At 59.6% G+C, this 18,420-nt stretch carries 20 protein-coding genes; all 20 read left to right on the top strand.

Going from position 1 to position 18,420, the window contains the following annotated elements; all coding sequences use genetic code 11:
* The first annotated feature begins 37 nt into the window (after positions 1–37).
* The 20 genes from Q1B08_RS11455 (at position 38) to cysE (ending at position 18,413) form a co-directional block, all read left to right on the top strand.
* Positions 38–814 carry an enoyl-CoA hydratase-related protein gene (locus Q1B08_RS11455; protein ID WP_299818549.1) on the top strand — a complete coding sequence of 259 codons (777 nt, stop codon included), beginning with the start codon at positions 38–40 and terminating at the stop codon, positions 812–814.
* Positions 815–918: 104 nt separating this feature from the next.
* Complete coding sequence (gene fabF / locus Q1B08_RS11460) at positions 919–2,175, top strand: beta-ketoacyl-ACP synthase II (RefSeq protein ID WP_299818726.1); 1,257 nt, start codon at positions 919–921, stop codon at positions 2,173–2,175.
* Between the two features lie 32 nt (positions 2,176–2,207).
* Positions 2,208–3,371: an endolytic transglycosylase MltG gene (mltG, locus tag Q1B08_RS11465; protein ID WP_299818552.1), complete on the top strand. Its 1,164-nt coding sequence runs from the start codon at positions 2,208–2,210 to the stop codon at positions 3,369–3,371.
* 389 nt (positions 3,372–3,760) lie between these two features.
* Positions 3,761–4,114 carry a hypothetical protein gene (locus Q1B08_RS11470; RefSeq protein ID WP_299818555.1) on the top strand — a complete coding sequence of 118 codons (354 nt, stop codon included), beginning with the start codon at positions 3,761–3,763 and terminating at the stop codon, positions 4,112–4,114.
* A complete protein-coding gene (locus Q1B08_RS11475; RefSeq protein ID WP_299818558.1) occupies positions 4,053–5,402 on the top strand; it encodes a terminase family protein in 1,350 nt (449 codons plus the stop codon). Before Q1B08_RS11470 ends, Q1B08_RS11475 begins: the two co-directional genes overlap by 62 nt.
* A 55-nt stretch (positions 5,403–5,457) precedes the next feature.
* Positions 5,458–6,606 carry a phage portal protein gene (locus Q1B08_RS11480; protein WP_299818561.1) on the top strand — a complete coding sequence of 383 codons (1,149 nt, stop codon included), beginning with the start codon at positions 5,458–5,460 and terminating at the stop codon, positions 6,604–6,606.
* The gene (locus Q1B08_RS11485; RefSeq protein ID WP_299818563.1) at positions 6,603–6,917 is read left to right on the top strand and encodes a hypothetical protein; all 315 of its coding nucleotides are present in this window, start codon (positions 6,603–6,605) and stop codon (positions 6,915–6,917) included. The genes Q1B08_RS11480 and Q1B08_RS11485 overlap by 4 nt, the downstream gene beginning before the upstream one ends.
* A 58-nt stretch (positions 6,918–6,975) precedes the next feature.
* Positions 6,976–7,503, top strand: coding sequence for an HK97 family phage prohead protease (locus Q1B08_RS11490; protein WP_299818565.1), 528 nt, complete (start codon positions 6,976–6,978; stop codon positions 7,501–7,503).
* Positions 7,504–7,533: 30 nt separating this feature from the next.
* Positions 7,534–8,679 carry a phage major capsid protein gene (locus Q1B08_RS11495; RefSeq protein WP_299818568.1) on the top strand — a complete coding sequence of 382 codons (1,146 nt, stop codon included), beginning with the start codon at positions 7,534–7,536 and terminating at the stop codon, positions 8,677–8,679.
* Between the two features lie 155 nt (positions 8,680–8,834).
* Entirely contained in the window at positions 8,835–9,389 is a 555-nt protein-coding gene (locus Q1B08_RS11500) for a hypothetical protein (protein WP_299818571.1), read from the top strand.
* Positions 9,386–9,727 (top strand): head-tail adaptor protein, encoded by a 342-nt coding sequence (locus tag Q1B08_RS22030; RefSeq protein ID WP_366140005.1) that lies wholly within the window; start codon positions 9,386–9,388, stop codon positions 9,725–9,727. The genes Q1B08_RS11500 and Q1B08_RS22030 overlap by 4 nt, the downstream gene beginning before the upstream one ends.
* Positions 9,724–10,176 carry a DUF3168 domain-containing protein gene (locus Q1B08_RS11505; protein ID WP_299818573.1) on the top strand — a complete coding sequence of 151 codons (453 nt, stop codon included), beginning with the start codon at positions 9,724–9,726 and terminating at the stop codon, positions 10,174–10,176. Before Q1B08_RS22030 ends, Q1B08_RS11505 begins: the two co-directional genes overlap by 4 nt.
* Positions 10,157–10,570: a phage major tail protein, TP901-1 family gene (locus Q1B08_RS11510; RefSeq protein ID WP_299818575.1), complete on the top strand. Its 414-nt coding sequence runs from the start codon at positions 10,157–10,159 to the stop codon at positions 10,568–10,570. Before Q1B08_RS11505 ends, Q1B08_RS11510 begins: the two co-directional genes overlap by 20 nt.
* Positions 10,570–10,893, top strand: a complete 324-nt coding sequence (locus Q1B08_RS11515) for a gene transfer agent family protein (protein WP_299818576.1) — start codon at positions 10,570–10,572, stop codon at positions 10,891–10,893. Before Q1B08_RS11510 ends, Q1B08_RS11515 begins: the two co-directional genes overlap by 1 nt.
* Entirely contained in the window at positions 10,890–11,084 is a 195-nt protein-coding gene (locus tag Q1B08_RS11520; RefSeq protein ID WP_299818578.1) for a rcc01693 family protein, read from the top strand. Before Q1B08_RS11515 ends, Q1B08_RS11520 begins: the two co-directional genes overlap by 4 nt.
* Before the next feature lie 661 nt (positions 11,085–11,745).
* Positions 11,746–12,375: a DUF2460 domain-containing protein gene (locus tag Q1B08_RS11530; RefSeq protein ID WP_299818582.1), complete on the top strand. Its 630-nt coding sequence runs from the start codon at positions 11,746–11,748 to the stop codon at positions 12,373–12,375.
* Positions 12,372–13,217 carry a DUF2163 domain-containing protein gene (locus Q1B08_RS11535; RefSeq protein WP_299818585.1) on the top strand — a complete coding sequence of 282 codons (846 nt, stop codon included), beginning with the start codon at positions 12,372–12,374 and terminating at the stop codon, positions 13,215–13,217. The genes Q1B08_RS11530 and Q1B08_RS11535 overlap by 4 nt, the downstream gene beginning before the upstream one ends.
* 19 nt (positions 13,218–13,236) lie before the next feature.
* Positions 13,237–13,674: an NlpC/P60 family protein gene (locus Q1B08_RS11540; RefSeq protein ID WP_299818588.1), complete on the top strand. Its 438-nt coding sequence runs from the start codon at positions 13,237–13,239 to the stop codon at positions 13,672–13,674.
* Between the two features lie 11 nt (positions 13,675–13,685).
* A complete protein-coding gene (locus Q1B08_RS11545) occupies positions 13,686–17,522 on the top strand; it encodes a glycoside hydrolase/phage tail family protein (RefSeq protein WP_299818591.1) in 3,837 nt (1,278 codons plus the stop codon).
* 63 nt (positions 17,523–17,585) lie between these two features.
* Positions 17,586–18,413, top strand: coding sequence for a serine O-acetyltransferase (gene cysE / locus Q1B08_RS11550; RefSeq protein ID WP_299818594.1), 828 nt, complete (start codon positions 17,586–17,588; stop codon positions 18,411–18,413).
* Positions 18,414–18,420 lie beyond the last annotated feature (7 nt).

The following is an 18,420-nucleotide window of genomic DNA, read 5'->3' on the forward strand; positions in this document are numbered from 1 at the left end:
CGCGCTAGGATCGCGGCGAACCGGCGGAGAGATGGCGATGGAGTACGATACGATCGATCTGCGGGAGGCGGACGGCATCGCCGTGCTCACGCTGAACCGCCCCGACGTGCTGAACGCATTGTCGACGCAGATGCGGGCCGAGATCCGACATGCCGTCCGCGACGTCGAAGACCGGGCCCGCGTGCTCGTGATGACGGGCGCCGGGCGGGCCTTCTGCTCGGGGCAGGATCTGGGCGACAGCAGGAGCGTCGCGGAGGTCAATCTGGAGCGGACGCTGCGCGACGAATACGAGCCCATGCTGAAGGCGATCTACGATTGCGCCGTTCCGACCATCGCGGCCGTCAACGGGGCCGCGGCGGGGGCGGGGGCGAACCTCGCGCTGGCCTGCGACGTGGTGATCGCGGCGGAAAGCGCGGTGTTCGTGCAGGCCTTCACGCGGATCGGCCTGATCCCCGATGCGGGCGGGACCTACTGGCTGCCGCGACAGGTGGGGATGGCGAAGGCGATGGGCGCCGCGCTCTTCGCCGAGCCCATCGGCGCACGGCAGGCGAGCGACTGGGGCATGATCTGGGAGGCGGTGCCCGACGAGGCCTTCGCGGCGCGCTGGATGGATCGGGCGCGGCATCTCGCCACCGGGCCGGGCGTCGCCTATCGCAACGCGAAGCGCGCGATCCGGGAGAGCTACGGCAACGGGCTCGACGCGCAACTCGCGCTCGAAGCCAGGTTGCAGGGGGACGCGGGGCGCAGTCGGGATTTCCGGGAGGGCGTGCTGGCGTTTCTCGAGAAGCGGCCCGCCCGGTTCGAGGGGCGCTGACATCGCGCGTGCCGCCCCCGGGCGGACCGGGATCGGCCTTGCCTTGCGGCAGGCGCTCCGCCCCGTATATCACGCCCCGGACAGCGAGGAGTAAGCGGATGGAATTGCGTCGGGTCGTCGTGACGGGTTTGGGAATGGTGACGCCGCTGGCCTGCGGCGTGGAAGAGACGTGGCGGCGCCTGATCGACGGGCGATCCGGCGCGGGTCCGATCACCCGTTTCGACGCGAGCCACCTCGCCACCACCTATGCCTGCGAGATCCCGCGCGGCGACGGCTCGGACGGCACGTTCGATCCCGACAACTGGATGGAGCCGAAGGAGCAGCGCAAGGTCGACGACTTCATCCTCTATGGAATGGCCGCCGCGCAGCAGGCTGTGGAGGATTCCGGCTGGACCCCCGGCGAGGAGGGCAAGATTCGCACCGGCGTGATGATCGGGTCCGGGATCGGCGGGCTCACCACCATCGCCGAAACGGCGGTGACGCTGAAGGAGCGGGGGCCGCGCCGGGTCTCGCCGTTCTTCATTCCGTCGGCGCTCATCAATCTCGTCAGCGGACAGGTCAGCATCCGCTACGGATTCAAGGGACCGAACCATGCGCCGGTGACGGCCTGTTCCACCGGCGCGCATGCGATCGGCGACGCGTCGCGCCTGATCGCGCTGGGCGACGCCGATGTCATGATCGCCGGCGGCGCCGAAAGCCCGATCTCGGAAATCGGCATCGCCGGGTTCAACGCCTGCAAGGCGCTGTCCACGAAGTGGGGCGACGACCCGGCCAAGGCCTCGCGCCCCTATTCCAGGGATCGCGACGGCTTCGTGATGGGAGAGGGCGCGGGAATCGTCGTGTTGGAGGAGTACGAACACGCGAAGGCCCGCGGCGCGAAGATATACGCCGAGATCCTGGGCTACGGCCTGTCGGGCGACGCCTACCACATCACCGCGCCGAGCGAGAGCGGCGAAGGGGCGGAACGCGCGATGCGCGCGGCGCTTCGGAACGCCGGTATCGAGGTCGGGCGGATCGACTACATCAACGCGCACGGCACCTCGACCATGGCGGATACGATCGAGCTCGGCGCGGTGGAGCGGATGATGGGCGATCACGCGGCGAAGGCGACGATGTCCTCCACCAAGTCGGCCATCGGACACCTGCTCGGCGCGGCCGGGTCGGTGGAGGCGATCTTCTGCATCCTCGCGATGCGCGATCAGGTCGCGCCGCCGACGCTGAACCTCGACGAGCCCGCCACGGAGACGAGGCTGTCGCTTGCGCCGAAGGCCGCCGAGCGCCGCGGAATCGACATCGCTCTGTCGAACTCCTTCGGCTTCGGCGGTACCAATGCGTCGCTGGTCATGGGCAGGGTCGCCTGATCGGGCGGACCTGAGCGCGGGGGGCGGACGTCATGTGGAAGCATATCGCGGCCAACGCGCTGACGCTGGGAATCGTCCTGGTCGTCTGCCTCGCGGCATTGGTGCAGATCGGCAAGTCGCGCTGGGCCGCGCCGGGACCGCTCGCGGAGGCGACGTTCTTCGAGGTCCCCCGCGGGGCGAGCATGCGGGCCGTCAGCGAAAGGCTGGAGGAGGCGGGAATCGTCTCTTCTGCCGGCATCTTCCGCATCGGCACGGATTATGCCGAGCGGGCGGACGAGTTGAAGTTCGGCACCTACGAAATCCCGCCCGGCGCCTCGATGCCGGAAGTGCTCGACATCGTCACCACGAGCGGCGCCTCCGTGGATCCGTATTCCGTGACGCTGCTCCTGCGTGCCCAGGGGCCGGAAATCCGTGTGCGCGAGCGCGCGGCGGGCACGGGGGAGGCGGTCGACCTCGCCACCTACGTGCCGGGGGAGGCGACGCCCGAAGCGCTGTCGGCTCTTCTGGAACAGGAGGTGCCGATTACCTGGCGCGTCTCCGTCGCGCCGGGATTGACCTCCTGGGAGGTCGTCGAAGGGCTGAAGCAGGCCGAGTTCCTTTCGGGCGATGCGGAGTTGCCACCGGAAGGATCGCTCGCGCCCGACACCTACGAGGTGGCGCGCGGCACGGCGGTGGCCGAGCTCGTGGAGCGGATGCAAGTCGCGCAGGAGCGCATCCTCGCGGATGCCTGGGCCGCCCGCGCGCCGGGTCTGCCGATCGAGACGCCGGAGGAGGCGCTTATCATGGCTTCCATCGTCGAGAAGGAGACGGGCGTGCCCGAGGAGCGGCGGCTCGTCGCCTCGGTCTTCGAGAACCGGCTCGATCAGGGGATGCGCCTGCAGACCGACCCGACGGTGATCTATGGCGTGACGGGCGGGCAGGGCGCGCTGGGCCGGGGCCTGCGGCAGAGCGAGCTGCGCGCGGCGACACCCTACAACACCTACGTCATCGAGGGGCTTCCGCCGACGCCGATCGCCAATCCGAGCGCCGAGGCGATCCGTGCCGCACTCGATCCGGAGGAGAGCGACTACCTCTTCTTCGTGGCCGACGGGACGGGCGGGCACGCCTTCGCGGAGACACTGGACGAGCACAACGAGAACGTCGCCGAATGGCGCGCGATCGAAGCAGCGCGGGGCGCGACCTCCGAGGGGAACTGACGCCGACGGCTTTCGCATCTGGCGATCGAGGGCAGCCGTAGGGAACCTGCGCCTCGCGTCGTCCAGAGGGGCGCAGGACAACGTCGGGCGGTTCGGGTCGAACACCGTTCGTCACCCGCGAAACTGGAATCGACATTGCTAGGAATTCGGCGGTGCGGGCGGTTGCGCGCGACACCGTACGCAACGGATTTTTTATATAAGATCAATGATCTGAGAGTTTATGACGGTCGGGTCGCAGAAGTCTGTTGACCCACCGAACGCTCGAAAACATCTTTTGGGCAAGCTGGAAGAAATGGGCAAGGCAACGCGGGACACGATCCCGGGTCGCCTTCATTTCCTCCCTCAGGACGTGCGGACCAACACCAAGTCAACTGCACGGAGCTTGACGTATGGAAAACGAGGGACTGATGGCGCGGAACACCGATCAAACGGTGTCGGATAGCCTCAAGAAAAGCATTCAGGCCGGCATGGCCGCCTTGGATGCGGCACGTACGATAGTGGAGAAGCGCGTTCGGGAGCTCACGCACCTGACCGCGGAACAAACCGACGCGAAAGGGTTGGACGCGACGCTGACGCAGCTTGCGAAGGCATTGCAGACCCTGAATTCGGAGAAAGGGAAGCTGGAGGATGCCGAACGTATCCAACGAGGCGGGGACGGGCTCGACCTCGACGCCGCGCGGCTTGAGATCGAAAGCCGTCTCGATCGCATCTGCGCCGCTCGAGATACGGCAAGCGTTTCTTGACGGGCTCGGCGACAACGCCCTGGCGTCGTTGCCGTATCTCTTCGAGTTCTGGGCCCTTGAGCATCAGTTGCCGCCGGAAGGCAGCGACTGGCGCACCTGGGTCATCATGGGTGGTCGCGGCGCGGGTAAGACCCGCGCCGGGGCCGAATGGGTGCGGTCGAAGGTTGAGGGATCTCGACCGCTCCAAGCTGGGAGCGCGCGTCGCGTCGCCCTGGTCGGCGAAACCTACGAACAGGTTCGCGACGTGATGATCGAAGGCGACAGCGGAATTCTCCGCTGCACGCCCTCGGATCGAAAACCCACGTGGAAGGCCGGCCAGCGCAAGTTGGTCTGGCCGAACGGGGCCGAGGCGCAGGCGTTCTCGGCCCACGATTTCGAAGCGCTTCGCGGGCCTCAGTTCGATGCAGCCTGGGTCGACGAGCTGGCCAAGTGGAAGAAGGCCGAGGAGGCCTGGGACATGTTGCAGTTCTGCCTGCGGCTTGGTGACAACCCGCAGGCGGTCGTCACGACGACGCCGAAGAACGTCCCGGTCCTGAAGGACATCCTCGAGCGGTCGAGCACCGTTTCGACTCACGCGCCGACGGAGGCGAACCGGGCGAACCTCGCCAAGGGGTTCCTTGCCGAGGTCATGGAGCGCTACGGCGGAACGCGGCTTGGGCGACAGGAACTCGAGGGCATTCTTCTCGAAGACATCGAGGGTGCGTTCTGGACCTCGGCGGTGCTCGACGCGCTTCGCACGAACGACGTGCCGCGAAAGCTCGACCGCATCGTCATCGGTGTCGACCCGGCGGTCACCTCGTCGGGCATGTCGGACGAGACCGGCATCGTCGTTGTCGGCGCGATCATGTCGGGCCCGCCGAAGGAGTGGCGCGCCTACGTACTCGAGGACGCCACCGTCTCGGCGTCCTCGCCGACCGAATGGGCCCAAGCGGTAGCGCGCGCCTACGACCGATGGGGAGCGGACCGGGTCGTTGCCGAGGGTAACCAGGGCGGCGACATGATCGAGGCCGTCCTCCGCCAGGTTGCCCCGACGGTCAGCTACCGGAAGGTCACGGCCCGTCAGGCCAAAGGCGCTCGGGCCGAGCCGATCGCCGCGCTCTATGAACAGGGGCGGATCCGTCATCTCCGTGATCTCGGAACGCTCGAGGATCAGATGTGCCGGATGGCCGTCGGCGGCTATCGCGGGTCCGGCTCTCCGGACCGGGTGGATGCCTTGGTCTGGGCGCTCTGGGCGGTGATGCTCGACCCGGACGCGCGAAAGGCCGGACCGAGCATCCGACAGCTTTGAATTCGCGAGGGGCCCTTCGGGGCCCTTTCGATTGGCGATGACGGAAGGACGGGCGATGTTCGGATTTGGACGCAAGGATGTCAGCGTGCCGGAGGTGAAAGCCTCGGCTACGGGTCGTGTTGCGGCGATGGGATTGTCGGGCCGTACGGTTTGGTCCCCACGCGACGCCGGCACGCTGACCCGTGTGGGGTTCACGGGGAACCCGGTCGGGTTCCGGGCGGTCAAGCTGATTGCCGAGGCCGCCGCCGCCGTTCCGATCGTCTGCTCGGGTTCGGAAGGGCGATTGGAGACGCATCCGGTTCTCACGCTGCTTGCGCAGCCGAACGGTATGCAGGGGCGCGGGGAGTTCTTGGAGGCGCTTTTCGGGCAATTCCTGCTTTCGGGGAACGCCTATGTCGAGGCGGTCGGCGGCGACGGGCTTCCAGTGGAGCTTCATGTGCTTCGATCAGATCGCATGTCGGTCGTCCCCGGGTCCGATGGTTGGCCAACTGCCTATGACTACACGGTTTCCGGTCGCAAGCATCGTTTCCTTGTCGGAGAGGTTTCGCCAATCCTGCACATTCGAGCGTTCCATCCCCAGGACGATCACTACGGGTTGTCCCCCATGCAGGCGGCGGCCGCAGCGATGGACGTCCATAACTCGGCGTCTCGCTGGACGAAGAGCCTTCTCGACAACGCGGCGCGGCCGTCCGGTGCGATCGTCAATGCCGGAGACGAACTAACGCCGGAGCAATTTGATCGCTTGGCCGTCGAGATCGAGACCCATCACCAAGGCGCGCGGAATGCCGGGCGCCCGATGCTTCTCGACGGGGGCCTAGACTGGAAACCCATGGGTTTCAGCCCGTCGGATATGGAGTTTCTCAAGACCAAGGAAGCCGCCGCGCGGGAGATTGCTATGGCCTTCGGCGTGCCGCCGATGATGCTCGGCATTCCCGGCGATGCGACCTACGCCAATTATGTGGAGGCGAACCGGGCGTTTTACCGCCTGACTGTCCTGCCACTCGTGTCGAAGGTCTGCGAGGCAATGGCACATTGGCTCGGTCGGCACGGGGGCGAGCCGCTTTCCATGATGCCGGACCGTGATCGGGTCCCCGCGCTTCAGGCCGAACGCGATGCAGAATGGAAACGTATCGCGAACGCGGACTTCCTGACGCCGGACGAGAAGCGGCGAATGCTCGGGTTGCATCCTGTGGAGGCTGCATGAATGCGGATCGCCACAGCGTACTGAGGACCGGCGGATCGAAATACCTCTACGCGCCATTTCAAGACACCGAGGCGGCATTCCAGCGAACGGAGGATCGGTTGGCAAGCCTCGAACGGTTTGCAGCGCAGTTCGAAACGGATCGAGCGGTGAATGAAGCGAAGCAGGTACAACTGGACGCCCGGTTCAACGGGATCGACAAACGCCTCGACCGGATCGACGCTCTCATTTCCAGGCTCGTCTGGTTGATCGTGGCAGCAATCATCGGCGGCTTCATGTCCTTCGTTCTCAAAGGACACCTCGTTGGCCTCTAGGTCGACGAAACTCGGTCGTGTTCGGGCGCCGCAGGCCCATCGTGAGGAGCCAATCAACATGAAGATCGAACACAAGTTCGCCCGCGGGGATATGCCCGTGCGGCTCGACGACGGTGTGCGTATCGCAGGTTACGCCTCCTGGTTCGGCATCGAAGACAACGGTCGCGATATCGTGGATCACGGTGCCTATTGTGACAGCCTCGCGCGCAGCAGTGCAGAGGGACGGTCAATTAAGATGCTTTGGCAGCACGACCCTGTGCAGGTTATCGGCGTCTGGGACGAGGTCTGGGAGGATGCCCGGGGGCTGTACGTCAAGGGGCGGCTCCTTCCGGGGGTTGCCCGTGCGCGCGAAGCCGCCGAGCTCATCGAAGCCGGCGCGCTCGATGGATTGTCGATTGGGTACACCGTTCGCCGGGCCATGAAGGACGACCAGGGGCGAAGACACCTGAAAGAACTGGAGCTTTGGGAGGTGTCGCTCGTGACCTTTCCGATGCTGTCAAACGCACGCGTTGGAGCGAAAGCCGACCCGATGCGTCAATTAGCGCGACTGATCTCGGACGCGCGTCTCGACTTGGCGCGCGACTGACGCGGCCGCAATCTAACGAAGGAGTTCCCGATGAGCCATGACGGCGTCGAGGAGGTTTCGGAAGCACTGGCAGGTCTCGTCAGCGACCTAAAGGGCTTCCGCCGAGAAATCACGCAGAAGATTCAGAGACAGGAAGAGCGCCTTAACATGAACTACAAGAGTCATCGTCCCCAGCTTGCGACGACCAACGAGGCCTTCGTACCGCATCACAAGGCAATGGACGACTATCTTCGCTCGGGCGACGATGACGGTCTTCGTTCCTTGGTGTTAGAGGGAAAATCGCTCAACACGGCGGTCAGCGCGGAAGGTGGTTATCTCGTTGATCCGCAGACGGCCGAGACTGTGAAGTCGGTTCTTATCTCTTCGGCGTCCGTGCGTTCGATTGCTACCGTCGTTAATGTTGAAGCGACGTCCTATGACGTTCTCGTCGACCATACTGATACCGGCGCCGGCTGGGCGACCGAGACGGCAACAGTCGGCGTGACGGAGACTCCGCTTTTCGATCGTATCTCGATCCCCCTCCATGAACTTTCTGCGATGCCGAAGGCCTCTCAGCGGCTTTTAGACGACGCCGCGTTCGACATCGAAAGCTGGCTCGCCGGGAGGATAGCGGACAAGTTCGCGACAGCCGAGGCAGCTGCTTTCATTGTCGGGGACGGGATCGACAAGCCAACAGGGTTTTTGAGCTACCCGAATGTTGCAGAGCAAAGCTGGATTTGGGGCTCTCTGGGCTATGTCGCCACCGGCTCGAGCGGCGATTTCGACGAGAACCGCCCGGCAGATTCGATTGTGGATCTCGTATATGCCTTGGGCGCAAAGTACCGCGCGAATGCAAGCTTCGTAATGAACTCGAAAACTGCCGGGGCGGTTCGCAAGATGAAGGACGCGGACGGGCGTTTTCTCTGGAGCGATAGCCTCGCCGCCGGGCAGCCGGCCCAATTGATGGGATACCCGGTCTTGATTGCGGAGGACATGCCAGACATCGGGGTCGATACGACGGCGATCGCCTTCGGCGATTTCGGAGCCGGATATACGATTGCCGAACGTCCGGACCTCCGCGTTCTCCGCGATCCTTTTAGCGCCAAGCCGCACGTTCTCTTCTATGCGACAAAACGCATCGGCGGTGATGTCACAGACTTCGCGGCGATCAAGCTGCTAAAGTTCACGATCGCCTAACAGAATCAGAAAAGACCGCTGCGAAACGGCGATCTTCGGCATGCCCATGCCGGTGGGGCGGCATGGGCAGGACGGGGCCGGTGGCTTCGGGCCTGGTCCGCACGCGATGCGTGCCGGTCCCGTCCGATAAAAATCATAGGACTGTGGAGAAGCTCATGTCGATGACGGTGATCGATTCACAAGGGATCGCGGACGAATCGCTACCGGTTGCAGAACTGGCTGCACAAATGAGGCTTGCCGATCAGTATGAGACTGTTTCGGGGCAGGCATCGCGTCTTCGCTTACGGATACGCGCTGCCATTGGTGCTGTCGAACGTCGTCTGGGAAAAGTGTTGATCCGACGCGAGTTCACTCTGGCCGGCGAAGTCGGAGGTGGAATGCGAATTCCCCTCCCGATTGCACCAGTCGAGTCGATCATCACGGTTTCCGCAGCTCGAGCCGGCGTTCTCTTCGCGCTCGGGGAAGCGAGGGTACTGGCGGACGCACATCGCCCGGTCGCCCTCATGAACCGTCCAGTTAACGACGGAGAATGGGTGAGAATGACCGTACAAGCGGGATACGGCGACTGGCCCGATATCCCCGAGGCGCTGCGTCAGGCCGTCCTTCTGATGGCCGAAGTGCTCGATGCCGGTGCAGGACCAGGGCTCATTCCACTCGCTGAAACTTTGGTGGCTCCCTTCCGCGACATTCGCGTTGGCGGGACCGCATGACGGGCCGTGCCTTCGACCGACGACTGACCCTTCAGACTTCGCGGCGAACCGCGGATGACGCAGGAGGTTTCGGTCGTGAATGGGTTGAACAAGGCGCATTCTGGGGAAACGTTAAAATGCGTTCCGGCGATCTCAAGCATACGGAGTTCGGCCGTATGCGTAGGCTACGAGTTCGGATCGGTACGCATGCGATTCCGGATGGTCATCCTATGCGACCCGCCCCCGGGGATCGACTGATTGACGGAAGGCGAACCTACGAGATCCAAGCCGTCCACGACGATAACCGGCATTCGCTCGTTATTCTGGCGGAGGAAGTTCCTCCGGGAGAAACGGTATGACGTACGCGATAAGCGAGGCACTACAGCTCGCAGTTTATCAAAACTTGGCTACCAATCCAGTCATCGCGCAGTTGACGGGGGGGGCGATATTCGACTCAGTTCCGGATCCGGCACCCGATCTATTTATTGCAATGGGACCGGAAAAAGTTCGCAGCCGTGCTGATAGTTACGGTGCAAGCGTCATCCACGAATTTCGCGTAAGTATCGTAACCCGGCGCCAGGGGTTTCGCGCCGCGAAGGCGATGGCGGCTAAGGTCTCCGACAGTTTGATAGAAGCGGAATTCTCGCTGTCGCGGGGAACGCTCGTTTCCCTCAGCTTTCTCCGCGCCGAGGCCAAACGGGACGAGGGTGAGGGAACGCGACGTATCGATCTGTGGTTTCGAGCTCGGCTCGACGATCGCGATTCCGATAACATGCAAGGAGCAATCAATGGCCGTACAGGCAGGTAAAGACCTTCTACTTAAGGTCGATACGGATTTGACCGGGACCTTCGTTACTTTTGCCGGGCTTCGTACGACCCGTTTGACACTCAACGCCGGATCAATAGATGTAACTACAATCGAAAGCACAGGCGGTTGGCGAGAGTTGCTCGGCGGCGGCGGCGTTAAAACCGCCCAGATTGCTGGATCAGGAGTTTTCCGCGATGCGGCAACCGACGCACGTGCCCGGCAAATATTCTTCGATGGGGAACTTCCTAGATTTCAAGTCATAATCCCGGATTTTGGGATTATCGAAGGACGATTTCAGATAACATCGATTGAATATAGTGGCGGTCACGATAGCGAAGCTACCTACGAATTATCATTGGCTTCAGCCAGTGAACTCAAGTTCACGTCAATTTGATGCTTGAAGGGAACCCATTCACTGGCGAAGTCACAATCGTTTTGAACGGTGAGCGCCAAATTCTGAAACTGACGCTTGGATCTCTGGCGGAACTCGAAGCGGCGATCGCCGAGGACTCTCTTGTTTCGCTTATCGAGAGGTTCGAGGCAGGAAGATTCACTACTAAAGATGTTATTCGGCTCCTGCTAGCAGGTTTGAGAGGCGGCGGCTGGCAAGGAACAGGACGAAAACTGCTCGACGCCGACATCGAAGGCGGGATGCCACAGGCGATCCGCGTCGCGGCCCTTCTCCTGACCCGCTCTTTCGCTATGCCCGTCACGTGAAGGAGCGTTTCGACTGGCATACCCTCATGGCCGCAGGTATGCGCGGACTAAATCTGAGACCAACAGAGTTCTGGGCGTTAACACCTGCGGAACTGGCGTTCCTGCTTGGTCAAAGACAAGGCACCCATGTTCTAAACCGCGATGGTCTCGAAGCGCTTCAGCGGCGCTTTCCAGACATTAAAGGTAACTGAATTGACTTACAACGAAGACTTCGACGAACTCGGCGAGAAAATAGAAGTTCTCGAAAGTCATCTTGGCGGAATCGAATCCTTCGTTTCACGTTTCGCGCAGGAGCTTGGTTCTCTCGAGGGACAGTTGCGACAGACTCAGAAAGAGACGCAGGGATTAACGAGAGCGTTCGGAACGTCACTCAAACAGGCTATGGATGGCGTTGCCACTGATGGGATAAAGTTATCGGATTCGCTAAGCGCGCTTACGCGCTCGTTGTTGAACGCTACATACAATGCTGCAACGAAGCCTGTAACACTCGCCGCCAGTTCAGCGGTTACAGAAGGCTTTGGCTCGCTCTTCCCGTTCGCTTCTGGAGGAAGTTTCACGCAAGGACGCGTGTTGCCATTTGCAAAGGGTGACATCGTCGGCTCGCCGACAGTCTTTCAGATGAGGGGCGGGGCCGGTTTGATGGGGGAGGCTGGACCCGAAGCTGTGATGCCACTTACTCGAGGAACTGACGGACGCTTAGGCGTCCAAGCCTCAGGTTCGGCTGCGCCCATTTCCGTGCAAATGCACATTTCGACCCCCGACGCCCAGAGTTTCCGAAGGTCGCGAACCCAGATCGCTGCGGAGATGTCACGAGCTCTCTCCCACGGGGCAAGAAATCGATAGGGCAAGAAAATGGCGTTCCACGAAGTTAGATTTCCTACCCGTCTATCGTATGGATCGGTGGGCGGGCCTACCAGACATACTGAAATCGTTACGCTCGCGAACGGCTTCGAAGAGCGAAATACTCCCTGGGAGCATTCCCGTCGGCGTTATAATGCCGGGTTCGGGTTGCGTTCACTTGAAGACATCAACGAGATTGTATCGTTCTTCGAAGCACGGCGGGGGCAGCTTTACGGTTTTAGATGGAAGGATTGGCTAGACTACAAAAGTTGTGATCCAAATGGTAAGGTTTCCACGCGAGATCAACTTATAGGGAAAGGAAATGGTAAGTTGATGTCGTTTCAGATTATAAAGGCGTATTCCTCTGGTGAGGAAACCTACGAACGTCGGATATCTAAGATCGTCGCCGGAACGATTTGCCTGGCAATCGACGGAGTGAATCTTTCAGCGTCTGAGTATGACACGGACATCGTAAATGGTGTAGTGAGCTTAAGGACCGCCCCTGAGATCGGAGCGAAGATTACCGCGGGATACGAATTCGATGTACCGGCTCGGTTCGATACGGACCAGATACTTAGTTCCATTTCAAGCATACAGGGCGGCGATATTCCGGACATCCCGGTGGTGGAGCTAAGAGTATGAAGGTCAACAATAATGATCAACAAGACGAGGTTACGACTTCCTGCCGCGTGTGGGTCGTAGTTCGGAAAGACGGCGAGGTATTTGGCTTTACTGACCACGATAAGCGGATTGAGGTCGAGGGGGTTGTCTGTCAAGCTTCCTCCGGGGTTTTGGCAGGTGCACTGCAAAGTACGACGGGTTTAGCCGTCGACAACGGTGAATTCCATGGCGCTATAAATGACGATGTCATCAAGCCCGCAGATATTCGGATTGGCAGATGGGACGAAGCTGAAGTACGAATATACAGCGTGAACTGGCTGAGACCAAATGAGCACGAACAAATCTTTCGAGGCTATATTGGTGAAATAAGAGTTAGCGATGGAAAGTTTTCAGCGGAGCTTCGATCACCCGTGCAGGTACTTAATAATATCAGAGGAAGGGTCTACGAACGTCACTGTGACGCAATCCTTGGAGATAATAGATGCTGCGTTGATTTACAAACAAAGTTCGTAATCGAAGAGACCATCCTTGAAATCATCGATATGGCGACTATCACCGTTTCATCAAGTGATGACTTTGCAGACGGCTACTTTTCTTTTGGTCAGGTAAATATTATGCTTGCCGAGGGGAGATGTTTGTCGACTTCTATACGACTTGACAGGCAGGTGATTGGGGGGCGGAGGTTATCGTTAGGTAGCTCGATCGGAGGCGACATACAGGTGGGTGCCGATGTGTCTATTTACGCGGGATGCAACAAGGAATTTTCTACCTGTATTAAAAAGTTCGATAACATAATAAATTTCCGTGGGTTTCCTACGATGCCTTCGGAGGACTGGCTTACAAAGCATCCATCGACGGGATAGACCTCTATGGCAGGGCGGAATGATTGAAGTAGCGGTATCGGCTAGGCAATGGATAGGCACTCCTTATGTGCACCAGGCATCAGTAAAGGGCGTTGGAGCTGATTGTCTTGGTCTTGTCCGAGGGATCTGGCGGGAGTTGTACGGAGATGAGCCGGCGGCGGTCCCGAACTACTCTCGGGATTGGGGTGAGTCGCGGGCTGATGAGTGTCTTCGTGCCGCTGCGGAAGCTGTGATGACCATCGTGGAGCCTCAAAAGGCTCTGCTGCCGGGGCAAGTTTTGCTCTTTCGCATGCGTCAGGGATCGATTGCAAAACACCTCGGCGTTCTGGGCGACGTTGATCCGGTTGCAACTTTCATTCATGCCTACTCCGGTCGAGCCGTTCACGAAAGCATGCTGTCGAAACCTTGGCAGAAGCGCCTCGTGGCTCGTTTTTCTTTTCCTCAAGTTATGCGTTGAAAGGAGCCGTCATGGCTACTCTCGCACTCGGCGCCGCTGGTGCTGCCATCGGTGGAAGTGTGGGTGGTTCCCTGTTGGGACTCAGTCCTGCTACATTAGGAAGGGCCGCAGGGGCATTTGTTGGAAGGTCAATCGATCAGGCGGTGTTGGGTACCGGGTCCGACGTTGTCGAAGTCGGGAAACTGGAACGCATACGTCTAACAGGTTCATCCGAAGGTACTGCAATTCCGCGTTTGTTCGGCCGAAACCGGATCAGTGGGCAAATTATATGGGCGTCAGAGTTCCAAGAGCGGAAACGAAAAACGGGGGGTGGTAAAGGTAGCCCTGCAGAGCCTGAACGGTATACCTACAGCTATTCGGTGTCATTAGCGGTTGCTTTGTGCGAGGGGGAAATCCGACGCGTAGGGCGTGTTTGGGCGGATGGCGTCGAGGTCGCCAAGGATAGTTTGCATTTGCGTGTTTACTCAGGATGTGAAGATCAGCAGCCAGATTCGTTAATAGAGGCGACATACGGGCGCGGGCGCGCGCCGGCGTATCGAGGTACAGCATACGTCGTATTTGAAGATCTCGATCTCGCTCCTTTTGGAAACCGCGTTCCACAATTTACCTTTGAGGTCTTCCGATCCGTTACGGCGGATGGTTGTCCTAATTCTATCTCGGATATTGTTCAAGGTATTGCTCTCGTTCCCGGTACTGGCGAGTACGCGCTCGCTACAACGCCGATCTATTATGACTACGGATTAAGTAATAAAGTTACCGCGAATTCGAGCTCTGGGCATAGTGCCACTGATTTTATATTGGCTACAGATAACCTTATAGATGAGTTTCCAAACTTGAAGACGGTCTCATTAGTGGTCTCATGGTTCGGAAACGATCTTAGGTGCGCAAATTGTGAGATTAGGCCTTGTGTCGAGCAAAACGCTTACGACGGCAAGCCAAAAGCTTGGAATGTTGCAGGTGTAAAGCGTAGCGAAGCGCCGACGGTTCCTTTCTTAGAGGGAAGGCCGGCCTACGGCGGTACACCAAGTGATGATTCTGTGAAAGAAGCGATAACACATCTACGGCATCTTGGTCTCGATATTACTTTCTACCCTTTCGTACTGATGAGTCAGACTGGGGGAAACGGGCTACCTGACCCTTGGGGCGGAGAAGAACAAGCTGTTCTACCATGGCGCGGCCGTATCTGTACCACGCTCGCTCCGGGTCAACCCGGGACGCCGGACGGATCGTCAGTTGCGGAGGCCGAAGTAGCCCGCTTCTTCCATGGCACTACATCCGGCGAATGGACCTACAATCGGTTTATCCTCCATTATGCAAAGCTTTGTGCCGAAGCTGGCGGAGTAGAATCGTTTTGCATTGGGTCGGAGATGCGCTCCCTCACGCAAGTACGTGGAAAAAACAATTCCTTCCCCGCTGTCCGAGAGCTCTGTGATCTAGCCGAACAGGTCAAACTTATACTGCCGGGGGCGAAGCTGAGTTACGCAGCAGATTGGTCTGAATACTTTGGATATCATCCATCCGATACTGGAAGCGTACACTTTCATTTGGACCCGCTTTGGGCCCACGATGCGATCGACTTTATTGGTATTGATAACTATATGCCGCTTTCCGATTGGCGAGATTTTGATGGGCATAAAGACGGTAGTTTTTCCTCGATCTTCGATCCGGCTTACCTAGCGGGCAATGTCGCAGGCGGTGAAGGTTACGATTGGTTCTACCCATCGGTGAAACATCGAGATGAACAAGAACGTATTCCTATTCGCGATGAACGATATGGGGAGTCTTGGGTCTGGAGGTATAAGGACTTACGAGGTTGGTGGCAAAACGAGCACTACGAAAGGATAAATGGGGCGCGATCGGAAATACCGACCGCGTGGGTGCCGCGGTCGAAGCCAATACGATTTACAGAGTATGGTTGCGCAGCAATCAACAAAGGCACGAATCAGCCCAACAAATTTATTGACGAAAAGTCCTCGGAGAGTTCAACGCCCTTCTATTCGAATGGCTCTCGAGACGACGCGATGCAGGTTGCTTATCATCAAGCTCTTATAGGCTACTGGGGGGACGATAATGTCAACCCCCCGATGCCGGCTGGGCAGGGACGTATGATCGACCTGTCTCATAGTTGTGCTTGGGCTTGGGATTCTCGACCTTGGCCGTATTTCCCCGAGATGGCTGATTACTGGAGCGACGGTATAAACCATTCGAGAGGACACTGGCTAACGGGGCGGAGTAGCCTGCAGCCACTCAGCACGGTGGTTGCAGAGCTTTGCAAGTCAAGTGGTTTGCGAGATGTTGATGTATCTCGTGTTAGGGGTGTTTTGCGTGGATACTCTATCGCGACTAATCAGTCCGCTCGGGCTGATCTGCAACCTCTGCTTCTCGCGTACGGCATCGAGGTCGCAGTGCGAAACGGGACGGTCTGTTTTTTTAGTAGGAATGAAGCGGATGTGATCGAATTAGACGCGGAGCGATTTGTCAGAAGCGACGATCCCGTGCTGGTTCGACACCGGCAGGCAACATCCGAAACTCCGAAGAGGGTGGTCATTAACTATGCCGATGATGGCGGAAATTATGAGGTTAGAGCCGCTAGCGCCTCTCGATCCGGGGGAGCCCCCATTCCCATATCGACGATGGATCTTCCGCTTGTTCTCACGCCGGGCGAAAGCCGGGAAATGGCGGAGAGGTTTTTGGCAGAAATAGAGAATGCAGACGAAACAATAGAGTTTTCGCTTCCGCCTTCCAACTCTGAAGTGACAGTGGGCTCTTTGGTACGCTTGAAAAGAACCGAGGACTTGTGGCGCGTAGACCGCATTCTCGACGGACCATCCCGGAAGGTCGAAGCGGTTCGGACGGACATGAGCGTCTATAGCCCAATCGAGCGAGACGACTTTGTTAGGACACGCGTCCGTCGCCGCACCCCGTTGCCGGTAGATGTTCAGGTTCTCGATCTTCCGCTCCTGTCGAATGACCACCGTCCGCACGCGCCCTATCTTGCCGTAACGGCTGAACCCTGGCCTGGGCCGGTCGCTGTAATGTCATCGGTTGATGACAGTGACTACAAGTTGAACACGACGGTCGACGCATCGTCGATCATTGGCATTACGACAAACGAACTCGTAGCAGCTAGTCCTGCTGTCTGGGATAACGGGCCCGAACTTGTCGTATCGGTTTCAAGTGACGCGCTCGCGTCCGTAACGCTTGCGAAGATGCTTGCCGGTGAGAACGCAGCGGCCATTGGCGACGGCGATCAGATGGGCTGGGAGATTTTCCAGTATCTCAACGCGCGACTGGTCGAGAAACGTCTTTGGGCTCTGTCCGGCCGGCTTCGTGGTCAGCGGGGCACGGAACATGCGATACGCAAACCGTGGCCGGCGGGGAGCAGAGTAGTTTTCCTCGACACTTCTTTGACGCAGCCAGATATCCCAGCGGATGCCCTGGGGCTCGAACGCCACCTCCGTTACGGGCCCGCCTCCTCGGCCATCGACAGCCCGGAATTCCAGCATATGACTGTGGCAGCATCGGGCGAGGGACTCATGCCGTACGCGCCGGTCCACCTGTCCGTTGCTCTACTTAAGGATGGGGTGGAAGCCCGTTGGATCCGGCGTACGCGGTCGAATATCGATGGGTGGAACGCGGTCGATGCGCCCCTTGCGGAGGTACGGGAAAGGTATCTCGTTCGGATTGAGGATCGGAAAGGTCGGCGCGTTTACGAGGAGATGGTGGAGGAACCGATCTGTCGCGTCGGACGCGACGTGCTATCGACGGAGGGCGGGGCGGTTCTGAAGGTTGCTCAACTGTCGGATGAAGTTGGCCTAGGTCATTTCGCGGTTATCGCGCTGCAGTGATATGGTTTGCCCCGGTTCGCCTCGCGGCCTATCTGATAGGAACGACGGTGCGAGGTTCTCTTCATGGCGATGGCGGAAACGTATATCAGACGGGTCGATCCCGTTTGGTCTAGGATACTCGATGAGGCTCGGGAAGCGGTTCGCAATGAACCGCTCCTCGGAGGGTTCGTCCATTCGTCGATTCTGCATCACGACTCGATCGACAGAGCCTTAGGCTACAGGTTCGCGCAGAAGCTCGCATCCGCAGAGATGAGCGAACAGATTCTGCGCGAACTTGCCGAACGCGCCTTTGCAGACGACCCCGCCATTATCGATGCGGCACGCGCCGACATCATCGCGGTTTTTGATCGCGACCCTGCCTGTACTCGGTTTCTCCAGCCGATCCTGTTCTTCAAGGGGTTCCAAGCGCTCCTCGCCTTTCGGATCAGTCATTGGCTCTGGCAGAAGCGACGACGGGACCTAGCGCGTTTCGTTCAGATGCGCGCGAGCGAAATATACGGCGTCGACATTCATCCCGGTGCGCATTTGGGACGCGGGATCATGATCGATCACGCCCATTCGATCGTCATAGGCGAGACCTCTGTCGTCGGTGACAACGTCTCCATGCTGCATTCGGTAACCCTCGGAGGCACTGGCAAGGAGCATGATGACCGACATCCGAAGATTGGCGACGGCGTTCTTATCGGCGCAGGGGCCAAGGTTTTGGGTAATATATCGATCGGCCACTGTTCGCGCATTGCCGCCGGCTCGGTCGTTTTGACGGATATTCCGCCGATGAAGACCGTCGCCGGCGTACCCGCTCGCATCGTCGGCGAGGCGGGGTGTGCACAGCCTTCGGCTACGATGAACCAGCTGATCGAGGCGCAGCCGTCCGAAAAGGCGAAAGGCTGAGGTCCCC

The sequence above is a fragment of the uncultured Jannaschia sp. genome, from assembly GCF_947494025.1.
Taxonomy (GTDB): domain Bacteria; phylum Pseudomonadota; class Alphaproteobacteria; order Rhodobacterales; family Rhodobacteraceae; genus Jannaschia.

What these genes read in the sequence shown, in the direction of transcription:
- Q1B08_RS11540 (WP_299818588.1), top strand. Translation starts at nt 13,237, where the DNA reads ATGATTGAAGTAGCGGTATCGGCTAGGCAATGGATAGGCACTCCTTAT.
- Q1B08_RS11485 (WP_299818563.1), top strand. Translation starts at nt 6,603, where the DNA reads ATGAATGCGGATCGCCACAGCGTACTGAGGACCGGCGGATCGAAATAC.
- Q1B08_RS11530 (WP_299818582.1), top strand. Translation starts at nt 11,746, where the DNA reads ATGGCGTTCCACGAAGTTAGATTTCCTACCCGTCTATCGTATGGATCG.
- Q1B08_RS11470 (WP_299818555.1), top strand. Translation starts at nt 3,761, where the DNA reads ATGGAAAACGAGGGACTGATGGCGCGGAACACCGATCAAACGGTGTCG.
- Q1B08_RS11495 (WP_299818568.1), top strand. Translation starts at nt 7,534, where the DNA reads ATGAGCCATGACGGCGTCGAGGAGGTTTCGGAAGCACTGGCAGGTCTC.
- Q1B08_RS11505 (WP_299818573.1), top strand. Translation starts at nt 9,724, where the DNA reads ATGACGTACGCGATAAGCGAGGCACTACAGCTCGCAGTTTATCAAAAC.
- cysE (WP_299818594.1), top strand. Translation starts at nt 17,586, where the DNA reads ATGGCGATGGCGGAAACGTATATCAGACGGGTCGATCCCGTTTGGTCT.
- Q1B08_RS11515 (WP_299818576.1), top strand. Translation starts at nt 10,570, where the DNA reads ATGCTTGAAGGGAACCCATTCACTGGCGAAGTCACAATCGTTTTGAAC.
- Q1B08_RS11490 (WP_299818565.1), top strand. Translation starts at nt 6,976, where the DNA reads ATGAAGATCGAACACAAGTTCGCCCGCGGGGATATGCCCGTGCGGCTC.
- Q1B08_RS11510 (WP_299818575.1), top strand. Translation starts at nt 10,157, where the DNA reads ATGGCCGTACAGGCAGGTAAAGACCTTCTACTTAAGGTCGATACGGAT.
- mltG (WP_299818552.1), top strand. Translation starts at nt 2,208, where the DNA reads ATGTGGAAGCATATCGCGGCCAACGCGCTGACGCTGGGAATCGTCCTG.
- Q1B08_RS22030 (WP_366140005.1), top strand. Translation starts at nt 9,386, where the DNA reads ATGACGGGCCGTGCCTTCGACCGACGACTGACCCTTCAGACTTCGCGG.
- Q1B08_RS11535 (WP_299818585.1), top strand. Translation starts at nt 12,372, where the DNA reads ATGAAGGTCAACAATAATGATCAACAAGACGAGGTTACGACTTCCTGC.
- Q1B08_RS11455 (WP_299818549.1), top strand. Translation starts at nt 38, where the DNA reads ATGGAGTACGATACGATCGATCTGCGGGAGGCGGACGGCATCGCCGTG.
- Q1B08_RS11480 (WP_299818561.1), top strand. Translation starts at nt 5,458, where the DNA reads ATGTTCGGATTTGGACGCAAGGATGTCAGCGTGCCGGAGGTGAAAGCC.
- Q1B08_RS11500 (WP_299818571.1), top strand. Translation starts at nt 8,835, where the DNA reads ATGTCGATGACGGTGATCGATTCACAAGGGATCGCGGACGAATCGCTA.
- Q1B08_RS11545 (WP_299818591.1), top strand. Translation starts at nt 13,686, where the DNA reads ATGGCTACTCTCGCACTCGGCGCCGCTGGTGCTGCCATCGGTGGAAGT.